Here is an 11,735-nt window from a genome sequence, read left to right on the forward strand (position 1 = left end):
CGTTTCTTTTTAAACTATACATAGTGAATAACTGAGCAAAGTCAATTTTAAACAATTAGGAGAATCCCGATGGAAGCAACGAAAAAAAACTATATTCCTTTAATTAGCTCTCTGTACACAAATTTTATCTTTCAAGGTATGGCAGCAATTATTTTATCGCAAAATCTACAAGCCTTGATGAGTAATTGGCAAGCCTCTGTTCAACAAGTAACCTTGGTGATTAGCGGCATTGGTTTAGGACGAGTGATTATTTTATATTTTGCTGGCTATTTTTCAGATAATTATGGACGTAAGAAAACAGTCCAATTGGGAATTCTTAGCTATTTAATTTTTTTCATAGGAATTATTCTTAGTCAAAACTATTTACAGGGGCTCTTTTTCGCGCTATTTGCCGGATTTAGTAACGCTTTTTTGGATACAAGTACCTATCCGACTTTAATGGAAGCTTATCCAAATGAAAAAGATAATAGTTCTTTAAGTGTGCTGAATAAAGCCTTTATTTCCTTGGGACAGTTTATTTTACCACTGTTGACGCGATTTATGCTGAATCATCAATTGTATTTTGGTTTAGTGTTTATCGGTTGTGCATTGGGGTTGTTTTTGAATTTGTTGTATATTTCTAGGTTAGATTTTCCAGAAAAAAAAGAAGCGAAAGCTCAAAAATCAAACATAATTAATGAAGTAAACACACAGAAAAGTGCAAGACAACCCAAATTTAAAGTAGAAGGCATCGCTTTGTTGGTATTTAGTTTTACATGTGTGTCTACATTTAATATTTTTATTTTATGGATACCGTCTTTAGCAGAATCATTCAATTTGATGAGCCATTCAAATAGTTTGGTATTGGTCAGTGTGTATAGTGTAGGTTCTTTTGCCTCGGTCTTTTTAACGTCCTTGATTGTAAAACGTGGTGTTGCCCCAACGCTGTTACTAGTATGGTGTACAGGTGTTTCATTGCTGTTATTGATAGGGATGCTTGTGTTTCCCAGTGTGCCGATGTTTTTAGTGGGTTCAATTGGAATTGGCGTATTTGCGGCTGGTGGAATTTGGCAGTTGGGATTAGCGACTTTATTGGAACTGTTTTCTCAAGGGAAAGGTCGGATTACGAGTTACTATTCAATTTCTACTTCTGTTTCTGTGATGGTGATTCCTTATATTACGGGGCAACTGGAAAAAGTGAATATTTCATTGATTTTTTGGTTGAATATCGGATTAACAGCGATTGGACTTGGTGCGGCGGTAGTTATTCGTTATCGGTATAAAAAAATTACTAAGGGGAGTCAACAAACAATAGAAGAAGTATTAAGTCTTAAAGAAGTAGTTGATTAATGGTCATTAGGTTTTTAATTTCAGATTGAAGGCTATATACGAATCTAAACTACTTAGAATGAAAATAAGTTGAAAAAGTTGCACAATTTTTCATTTTTTGCTACTATTAGCAACATCATATTCATACTCTTAGGGGAGTAACTGACGGCTGATAGACAGCTGAGATAATATCAACAGTAAGTTAATTGAGAGATCAATTTTCTGGTATTATATTAAACGGTAAGACCTAAGATAATCATTTGGTTCACTAAAATGATTATCTTAGGTCTCTTTATTTGAAGATGAATAGAATTAAAAATGGGGGAATTGTATTGTCAGAAAAAACATATTATCAAGAATCAATCGAACAGCTTTTTCAATTATTTGATTCAAGTGAAAAAGGGTTGAGTGATGAGCAAGCAAAAAGAACACTAGAAGCAAATGGCTACAACGAATTAAAAGCAAAAGAGCAAACTCCGACTTGGAAACTGTTTTTAGAAACATTCAAAGATGTGATGGTTATTGTACTTTTGATTGTAGCGGTTATACAAATGATTTTGGGATCTACGATTGAGTCAATCGTTATTTTTGCTGTTTTGATTATCAATTCAATTGTGAGTGTGATCCAAACAAAAAAAGCAGAGGATTCTCTCGATGCATTGAAAAAGTTATCCTCACCATCTGCAAAAGTATTACGTAACAATCAAGCAACCATGATTCCGGCAAGAGAAGTAGTCGTTGGAGATATTGTTCTATTAGATGCGGGAGATTTTGTTCCGGCAGATGGTCGTTTATTGGAAGAAGGTAGCTTAAAAATAGATGAAGGAATGCTGACAGGTGAGTCTGTTCCAGCTGAAAAAAAAGTAACTGCATTACACCAAACGGCTCAAGTTGGTGATCGTATCAATATGGTTTTCAGTGGAACACTTGTCGTATATGGTCGCGGTAAATTTTTAGTTACTAATACAGGAACAACAACTGAAATTGGAAAAGTTGCTGATTTATTAAATAATGCCACTTCTAGTGGAACACCGTTACAACGCAACCTAGATCGTTTTTCAAAAAAATTAGGAATCGCAATTTTACTTCTGTCAGTGATGATTTTTGGCATTCAAACAGCTCGCATTTTCATTGAAGGATCAAGTGATATTTGGCCAAGTGTGATTAATGCATTTATGTTTGCCGTCGCTGTTGCCGTTGCTGCAATTCCAGAAGCATTGCAATCAATTGTAACGATCGTATTGTCCTTAGGAACTAGTCGGATGGCTAAAGAGCATGCGATTATCAGAAAACTTTCAGCAGTGGAAACTTTGGGTTCTACTAGTATTATTTGTACGGATAAAACAGGAACGTTGACTCAAAATAAAATGACAGTAGTGAAATCACATTTATTTAGTGAAGAAATTATGCCTGATAAAGAGTCCTTGACAGAGGATAAACGATTGTTGCTTAATGCAGCGATCCTTGCTAACGATGCTTCATTTAATGAAGCAGGTAAAAAAATAGGTGATCCTACAGAGATTGCTCTTATCGATTTTGCAGAGAAATTAGCGATTGATACAACTGATACTAGACAGGCGCATCCTCGATTGGCAGAATTGCCCTTCGATTCAGATCGCAAAATGATGTCTACAGTTCATGAAATTAACGGTCAAAAAATGTTATTAGTAAAAGGTGCACCGGATGTTATCATTTCGTTAAGCAAACGCTATTTGAAAAACAATCAGGAACATGCATTGGATGAGAATTCACTAGAAAAATTAAATGCAAAAATCGAAGAATTTTCCAAAGAAGCACTACGTGTTTTAGCTTTCGCATACAAACCAATCAATACAGATCAAGTTACATTAGATGACGAAACAGATTTTACATTTATTGGCTTGTTAGCAATGATTGATCCACCACGTGAAGAAGTCTTCGACGCAATTAAACAAGCGAAAAGTTCTGGAATTAAATCGATAATGATCACTGGAGACCACAAAACAACGGCTCGTGCAATTGCAGAAAACATTGGTTTGTATGAAAAAGGAGATCTGGCACTAACTGGAGCGGAATTAGATGATTTAAGTGAAGCAGAATTGAATGAACAATTGGAAAAGATTTCCGTTTATGCACGCGTATCACCAGAAAATAAAATTCGTATCGTTAGAGCTTGGCAAAATAAAGGGAATATTTCTGCTATGACAGGTGATGGTGTAAATGATGCGCCAGCACTTAAGCAAGCAGACATTGGTATCGCAATGGGAACAGGAACCGAAGTCGCTAAAGATGCTGCTGCTATGGTATTGACCGATGATAATTTTGCTTCGATTGTTCGGGCCATAGCAGTTGGGCGCCAAGTATTTGATAATATAAAAAAATCAGTCGCTTATCTTTTTGCGGGCAATTTAGGAGCAATCATCGCCATTATCTTTGCTCTGGTCATGGATTGGAATAATCCTTTCACAGCCCTGCAGTTGCTATTTATCAATTTAGTTAATGACTCAGTTCCCGCGATTGCTTTAGGAACTGAGAAAGCTGAAAAAAATATAATGGATCGTAAGCCAAGGGATCCAAACGAAGGGATTTTTTCTGGCGCCACACTAATCTCTGTTACTTATCGAGGAATTTTAATCGGTTTAGCTGTAATCATCGCACAGTTTATCGGGATGCAGCAATCAATTGAACTAGGTGTAGCAATGTCCTTTTCAACGCTTATTTTAGCTAGAACATTACAGATTTTCCCAGCAAGGTCAAACAGTCAAACCGCAATCAGTGCAGGAATATTTAGTAATAAAGCTGTTGTTTATGCAGTTTTATTCTGCAGCTTGTTGTATACATTCACACTGTTACCATTTGTACGGGATATTTTCTCTATACCAGCAATGTTTGGCATGAATGAGTTTTTAATTTCTTTTGGGCTAGCAATAGGTGCGATAATATTAATGGAACTTTCAAAATTAATCATTATTGCTGTTTTAAAGAAAAAATAATAATTTAGACAAAAGCGGTGGAACAGAAATGACAAACTTCTAAAAATAAGAAGGACGTGACTTCTATTCTGCCGTTTATTAAGATTTTTAGTCACATTTAGCGTTAGGATTGTTCTTATTAAGTTTACTTCATTTTTGAGTTCCTTAGTATAATTGCGCATTTTTAATAGTAATGCTAGTTTGAAAAACACATCATCCATCTTGACATATAACTATTTTCATTGTAGCATTTAACTACAAAAAAACTTGTTAGGTGAGGCTCCTAAAAGAACACAGGCTGCTGCCCTCAAACGTCGAGAGACGCCACAGGGTAGAACAGGCAACGTCGGCTTAAGGCGTGCTTAAAGCAGCTATCAAGGAAATCTTGTTCATTCCTTAGAATTACGTCTTTTAGTGCTAAAGCTCAGACGAGGAGTTCGTTAATATGAATCACAGTTTTTTCAGTGACTCTTTTTTATGACGGCTTCTTTTCGAAGACCGTTTTTTTTGTACATATAATTTTTTATTAGTTGTTCAAATAGACGCTTTTGTTTGACTAATAATTCTGTTACTTATCTTGATGAAGGAGTTGTCAAAAATGGAATCGCTAAATGAATACGGGTCACATAAAGTGAAAGCTCAAATTTTAAGTTATTTACAGGAAAAAGAATTAGGCGAATTGAAACAATTTTTAGTATCTATAGAAAAATTAGAATTTATACGTTCTTTTACGTCATTATCTCCGGATGAACAAGTGATTGTTTTTCGCTTACTGCCGAAAGAAAAGGCATTAGATATTTTTGAAACATTAGATACATCAGTTCAACAACATCTATTACGATCTTTTACAGATGAACGGGCAATTGAATTTGTAAATGAAATGGCGCCTGATGATCGGGTTCGTTTATTTGATGAACTGCCAGTTGTTGTAGCAAAAAAACTGCTGGGTTCTCTTTCTGTAGAAGAACGAGAATCAACAAACTTATTAATGGGCTATGAACAAGAGACAGCAGGACGGATTTTGACAACCGAATTTATTTCATTAAAAAAAGATATGACAGTTAAAGCAGCTTTGGAAAAAGTCCGTCAGCAAGCCGAAGAAAAAGAAACCATCTATCTTTTATATGTTACAACTGAGCAAAAAAAATTAATAGGTGTTCTTTCTTTAAAAGATCTGTTGATTGCTGATAGTGATCAGTATATTGAAGAAATTATGTCTAAACACATTATGTATGTAACGACAGATACCGATCAAGAAAAAACGGCACGTCTGCTACAGGAATTGGATCTTATTGCGATGCCAGTAGTGGATAAGGAACTAAGGTTAGTCGGTATTGTTACAGTAGATGATGCGATTGATGTCTTGGAACAAGAAACAACCGAAGATATGTTTAATGCAGCCGGTTTAGCAGATGTGTCATCGTTAGAGGCTGATCGAAGCAATGTATTGATCCACGGAAGCCTTTGGGAAATCTGGAAAGTTCGTTTACCTTTTTTGGTAATCACCTTAGTAGCAGGTATATTTGCTGGGGTTGTGATTGATGAGTTTGAACAAACATTAGAATCAGTTGCAGCAGTCGCTGTTTTTATCCCATTAATTATGGATATGGGAGGTAATGTGGGTACACAATCTTCAACTGTTTTTGTTCGAGGCATGTCTTTAGGGCACATCAATCTTGAACGCTTTATGAAGTATTTTCTTAAAGAGGTGGGGATCGGCTTTAGCTTAGGAGTTGTTGTCGGAATTGTTTCTGGAATTGTTGCAGCAGTTTGGCAAGGAATTCCTTTGTTAGGTGTTGCGGTGGGGATTTCCCTTGTTTTTGCGATGACGCTAGCTGCGGCATTAGGTTTCTTTATCCCGTTTATACTATTAAAAATGAATATAGATCAAGCCGCTGGTGCAGCACCAATTATTACGTCAATCAAAGATATTGCCGGTTTGTTAATCTATTTTGTTTCTGTGAATCTACTTTTAAGCCATCTATTATAAGTTAGAGTGGAGCAAAAATTTATGAACAGCTGACAATGAGGAATTAGTCACTTTTGGTTGAGAAAGATGAATAAATTTAGTGATGAACTATGTTGGGTATTTTTAATATTACTTTTGTAAAAGTAGCAAAGAAATGACTAAAATAGAACAGCAGCACAAATAAATTAACAGGGAGAGAGTTATGAAGAGAGTAAAAGTAGCAGTTAAGGTAGTCATCATTCATTTGATAATGTTTAGTTTTTATTTAGGATCGAAAGAAGCCTATGCAGAACAAGCAGGCACCCATTCGTCTGAAATTTGGAATGCAACAAGTACGGATATTTTTGGAAATCGTGCTTTGATCCCTCATTCTGAAAACGATCAATCTGCAAATTTACAGTATATTATTGAAGAGTCGGCTAAAAATGATAAGAGTGTCTTTATTCCAAATGGTGTGTATATTATTAATGCAGATGTAAAGTTGCAGAGTGGGATTAATATAGTTGGTGATACGGAAGCACCAACTATTTTAAAAAACACTACAGGGAACAACGTTGTATTAGAAGATGAAAACTATTCAGATAGTCATAACATAAAAATAGAACGACTTTTTTTTGATGGGGTTGGTATTTTTACGAGACTTTCTCACAATATTTCAATTAAGGATAATATTTTTTATAATCCTGTTTCATTATTTCCAGTTAATCTTCAAACCTCTAAAGGTGCAGTTTTGGAAAACAATATTTTTATGCGAGATAAAAACCATGCAACACCAGACACTGAAAATAGAGCTATTTTTATAGGAGGCTTTGCAACAGCTGGAAGATATGAGTATATGGAAGATGTTTCTATAGAAAACAATCTTTTTGGTGTTAAGCTGAATGAATTAGACGCTATCAAGAGTTTTTCTAATACATCCGTAATCAATACAATTAATCGACTTCAAGAAGCATTAGAAACTAATCAAATGAACTTAGAAGAAAATGAACAAAACTTTTTATCTACAGGTGTGAACTCTTATAATAATACAAAAAATGTTTTGATAAAAGATAACTTTTTTTATCAGATGTATGAGAATGAAGACCGTTACGGAGTAGTTGGTGATCATGCGATTTATTTGAGAGGATCACAGGATGTACAAGTTATTGGAAACCATGTGCGAGGTCTGCAAAATGGACCTTATGGAGGATTCAAGTTTAAATCGGGCAGAAATATTACTATTATGAACAACTATTTACGAAATACCGGTATTATCATGTATGAAACTCCAGAATTTGGCTTAGGTGATAGTTTTGCAGGAGGTACAGTAGCTGAACTTTCAGGTTGGCTGGTAGCGAACAACATTTTTGATTTTAAAGAATGGCAAGATAGATATGCAATCGGGATTGAATACAATAGGCATACTGGTGTTGATAATGTATATAATGGTGTTTTTATGGACAATCATTTTGTAAACTATCATAATATACCGCAAAATAGAAGAAGAGGGTTATTGATACAAAATGCACAGGGAGAAGGATTTAAAGGCGAAAGTACTTTTGTGTCCGGAAATACGCGAGATGATAGAGAAAATAACCAGTTAGATGTTGAGTATTGGGATGAAGAAGAGTATCAGGCGATGCCTAGTGATTGGCGAACATTAGTTGATAGTAACTTATATGAACAGTTTAAAGGTAGTGCCATACCAGTGAGGAATACTTTGCCTATAGGGAAAAGTATTTCTGTGAAATTAGGTGAAGTAATTGATCCTTACGAATTAGTCGACCAAATAAACGACCATGATGAAGCTAAACCAGAGATCACTATCCTTAATTCAGAAGTTTTTGAACAAATTGGCGAACATAAAGTATTCTTAAAATTAGTGTACGAAGATGCTACCGAAGTCAAGGTTACCGCGGTTGTTACAATACAGAACTAATTGTAATACCAGACTAAATAAATTTTTATTTTTCACCAATCTTGAACATACGATTATTCTGTGATTTAAGTTTAAATGTTAAAGGTATTAGAGGTTGTGGCAAAAGTCGCTCAGAAATAAGCTGAACACTTTTGTCTCGGCCTCCCTTTTTATTTTGCTAAATAGTACAAGTACTGTAATAGTTTTAAACATAAAGGAGTACGTCGTTACTGTGTATCTGAAAAAAAATACTATGCAATTCATTTTATTGATTGGCTGGTATGGGGTTGCTACTGACCTCATACCAGCCTGTTTTAATTCCTCGAACTAGAAAAATTACACTCATAACCCGCTTCTTATTTTATCAAGTCAAATAAATTTTCTATTGAAGTATTGTCTAAAGAATACCTGTGGAAAGTAAATATTTTTATTCATTCAGAAATCCTATAAGATATTCTAGTCACTATTTTGTTTCAAAAAGCGCGCACAAAAATTTCTCGAAAACTTGTTGTTTTTTTCACATACAATTTTATAAAGAATTCATTTTACATTATACTTTTTACTCTCTATATTGATAGAGTTGCGCTAATAATGTCTTTGTTTTATACGAAAGAAGGAAATTAGTTTCAATAATTAATTTAGGATTTCTGTAATTATTCTGTAGTGTTTAAAGCTGTCGAAATTTTGTATTTAGTATTGAGCCTAGGGTCAATGATTTTAATAAGCTCATTCCAATCATCAGGGGTTGGATGGTAGCTGAATAGTAAGTATTTCATCTCTTCAGGAAGTTCAAAAATATATTCACTAAAGTTTGTTACAACTAAATCAATTGAACATTTGGCAAATTCTTCTTCTAGTAGAGTGTTTGCACGAAAGAAATAGATAGAATGACCAGAAGGCATATATGTTCGAGTAATATCTTCAAGTAGTAAGGTCATTTCAGAAGAACCTTCAAATATAAAGGCTATATTATAACTCTTTTGATTTAATTTATACATTAGTCTGATTGTAAAAACAAGTAATGTTTGTTCGAATTCTGCTGAGTGGTCTATGAGTAAAATATCTGAGTACTTTTTTAGGAATTTTTTCAGCAGAGTCAATTCCTTTTTATAGTGGATATTATTGTAATAAATTAACGATGGTGGAAGAAATAAGCAAGTAACGGATGCTGCATTTTTCAAATAATTTAGCTGAAAAAAAGAGTGGATAAACTTTCTTGCTTGTTTATCGTCTAAAATTCCAAGTTCATTACAAAGAGAAACTGTTAGTTGAAGTGATGACGACATTATATCTTCTTCACAAGTTGGTGCTAGTTCTAAAGCACTATTATATGAATTTGAATTTGACATCATCAACATTAAATAAACTAAATCAGAGGAATTCAAGTGAAAACCAGTATGTTTTTCAAAGGAAAACTCCAGTTGTTTCAATGCATTAGACAAGTACGGCTTTATCATAACGTTGTCTATTTCTAGTGTATATCCATTGCTGATGCGTTGGAATGTAATAAACAATAGGTATGACATTTTATATTGAGGAAGATCCAACTGAAAATGATTAAATTCAACCTTAGATAAATCTGCCATAATAGTATTGATTAAAATTGGCGGAAAAATGTAATGAGGAATAGTGTCTTCTTCATAAAAAATAGCCAAAAAAAAGTTACGAATATCAATTTCTTTTCCTTCCAAGGATAACTGTGGATATGTCATTTTTAATTGATAATGCTCAAGAACGGGTGTTAGTTTTTTTAAATAACGAATCAAAGTACGGTCAGCTAAAAATAGTTGGTCAGCCCAATCAAAAATAGACATCAGGTTGCCATAGAATATCCCTGAGAGAATGGCTAGTAGCGGTTCGTGTTCCAATAATTTTTTCTTTAGGTCAGTATAAGCCACTTTATCATTAATTGTAAGTGTATAACCATTTGCAGATGCAGCGATGGTAATCGACTGATTGAAGTAAGGTTCTATTTCTTTTATATCGGCTAATATAGTTTTAGTTGATATATCAAGCGATTGGGCCAATTTTTTTTGTAAGCTTGAGCCTCTTTCTAGACTGTTTAAGATTTGGAACCATCTTTTAATTCGTTTATCAATCAGTAAGTTTAATTGTGTACTCTTCACGATGAAATCATTCCTTTTATATTTATTTTATACTTTAAAAAAAGAAAATACTTTTTTAACCTTTGAAAGAAAATCGTAGTGAGTATAGTTTGCTAACGTTATTTATAAAACGGTATAGTGAACTATAGATGGAATAGGAGAGCTGTAGAAGAGCATTTAATCACGAGGGTGTATTTTTGACTGAAGTTATCTTTAAAGGTAAGAAAAGAAAAATATGAATACTTAATAATTTTGTGAATGAAGATCGATTTTTTCGATCTTTTTTTTATTTTATATCAAAAAAATAATTAAGAGATAAGACAGCTTTTTCTTCTTATGGAGAAAAAGCTGTCATGAAGAAATGAATTTACTTTGTTAGAGTTGTATATGCAAATGCGAGACGATAAATTACATTGATAAATCGGAGGGAAATCATAAATGGGACGAATTGAAAAATATTGGAATGGTATCACAGTTTATAATATAGAGTTTGTAGCCAAAACAGAGGAAGGTACAAAACGTAAGCATAGAAAAACACTAGTATTTAATAATTTTGTGAGTAAAGAAGAAATTTTTAGTTTAGTTCCAATTTATTTAAATAATATTGATGAGGTTTTATATGTAGATGAAATGGGCGATGGTTTGTATTTAAAAGAATAATAAAGAAAATTATAGGATTGACTACCATGCTAAGTAAAGAGTAAGGAGAAAATAAACTATGTATAATTTAGCAACCGTTAATACAGAGGAATACTCTATACCAGATTCGCTTAACCTACGTGGTTTTAATTTTTCTGATGAAAAACATCTTTTTCATCAGTTAGACCATATTCACGGAGTAATTATTCGGCAAAAAAAAGGAAAAGATCCAAGTTCCAATTTTGAACTAATGTTATCAATCAAACGACATAGCTCATTACCGATCTGGATTATAGATGAGACTGAGAATAGGGTTAATCGGAAATTAACAATAGAATTAGGTGCAATTGGTGTTTTAGATCCTAAGTTCTCAGATGAAGAGATGTTTGTTCTAATTAAAAATACGATGGACTTGATTTATCCAAAAGCACTACAAAATAGTGTGAAAAAAACAACAACAAACAATTTACAGCTGAATGCACAAAATCAAAGTATCAAAGTACCGAATCAAACCGAAGTCAGTCTGACGAATTTAGAATATAAACTGTTGGCATTGCTGGATACCCGGGTGAATCAAGCATTTACATATGAAAATATTTATTCAAGTATCTGGAATTCTAAAAAAGAAACAGAACTTTCAGAAAAGAAATACCGTATTGCCAACATGATTTTTCATATCAGAAATAAATTGAAACAACATGATATAAACCCGAATGTTTTACGTACTGTTCGTTCAGTAGGGTACCTGCTAGATACGAATGTCAAAATAATACATAACGAAAGGGGGGGAGGGAACTGGGGTACTACCAATATGTGAAAGAAAGGAAATAATAATAAAAAATGAAAAAACTAAGAACCATAAGAAA

General features: G+C 33.6%; 7 protein-coding genes and 1 riboswitch. Of the genes, 6 read left to right on the forward strand and 1 reads right to left on the reverse strand.

Annotated elements, in window-relative coordinates:
* The first annotated feature begins 69 nt into the window (after nt 1-69).
* The 4 genes from C240_RS04095 (at nt 70) to C240_RS04110 (ending at nt 8,146) form a co-directional block, all read left to right on the forward strand.
* Complete coding sequence (locus tag C240_RS04095) at nt 70-1,329, forward strand: MFS transporter (protein ID WP_271491338.1); 1,260 nt, start codon at nt 70-72, stop codon at nt 1,327-1,329.
* A gap of 281 nt (nt 1,330-1,610) precedes the next feature.
* Nucleotides 1,611-4,280 (forward strand): cation-translocating P-type ATPase, encoded by a 2,670-nt coding sequence (locus tag C240_RS04100; protein ID WP_271491341.1) that lies wholly within the window; start codon nt 1,611-1,613, stop codon nt 4,278-4,280.
* Nucleotides 4,281-4,518: 238 nt separating this feature from the next.
* A riboswitch (M-box (ykoK) riboswitch) is annotated at nt 4,519-4,702 on the forward strand.
* 155 nt (nt 4,703-4,857) lie between these two features.
* Nucleotides 4,858-6,249 (forward strand): magnesium transporter, encoded by a 1,392-nt coding sequence (gene mgtE / locus C240_RS04105; protein ID WP_271491343.1) that lies wholly within the window; start codon nt 4,858-4,860, stop codon nt 6,247-6,249.
* Nucleotides 6,250-6,430: 181 nt separating this feature from the next.
* Entirely contained in the window at nt 6,431-8,146 is a 1,716-nt protein-coding gene (locus C240_RS04110) for a glycosyl hydrolase family 28-related protein (RefSeq protein WP_271491345.1), read from the forward strand.
* Nucleotides 8,147-8,778: 632 nt separating this feature from the next.
* Here the strand turns inward: C240_RS04110 and C240_RS04115 are convergent.
* Nucleotides 8,779-10,251 carry a helix-turn-helix domain-containing protein gene (locus C240_RS04115; protein WP_271491347.1) on the reverse strand — a complete coding sequence of 491 codons (1,473 nt, stop codon included), beginning with the start codon at nt 10,249-10,251 and terminating at the stop codon, nt 8,779-8,781.
* 417 nt (nt 10,252-10,668) lie between these two features.
* Here C240_RS04115 and C240_RS04120 point away from each other — a divergent pair, with 417 nt between their 5' ends.
* Nucleotides 10,669-10,890: a hypothetical protein gene (locus C240_RS04120; RefSeq protein ID WP_271491350.1), complete on the forward strand. Its 222-nt coding sequence runs from the start codon at nt 10,669-10,671 to the stop codon at nt 10,888-10,890.
* A 58-nt stretch (nt 10,891-10,948) separates the two neighbouring features.
* Nucleotides 10,949-11,686, forward strand: coding sequence for a winged helix-turn-helix domain-containing protein (locus C240_RS04125; protein ID WP_271491353.1), 738 nt, complete (start codon nt 10,949-10,951; stop codon nt 11,684-11,686).
* Nucleotides 11,687-11,735 lie beyond the last annotated feature (49 nt).

Source organism: Enterococcus sp. 5H, assembly GCF_028128615.1.
In the GTDB taxonomy this organism is placed as follows: Bacteria; Bacillota; Bacilli; order Lactobacillales; family Enterococcaceae; genus Enterococcus_L.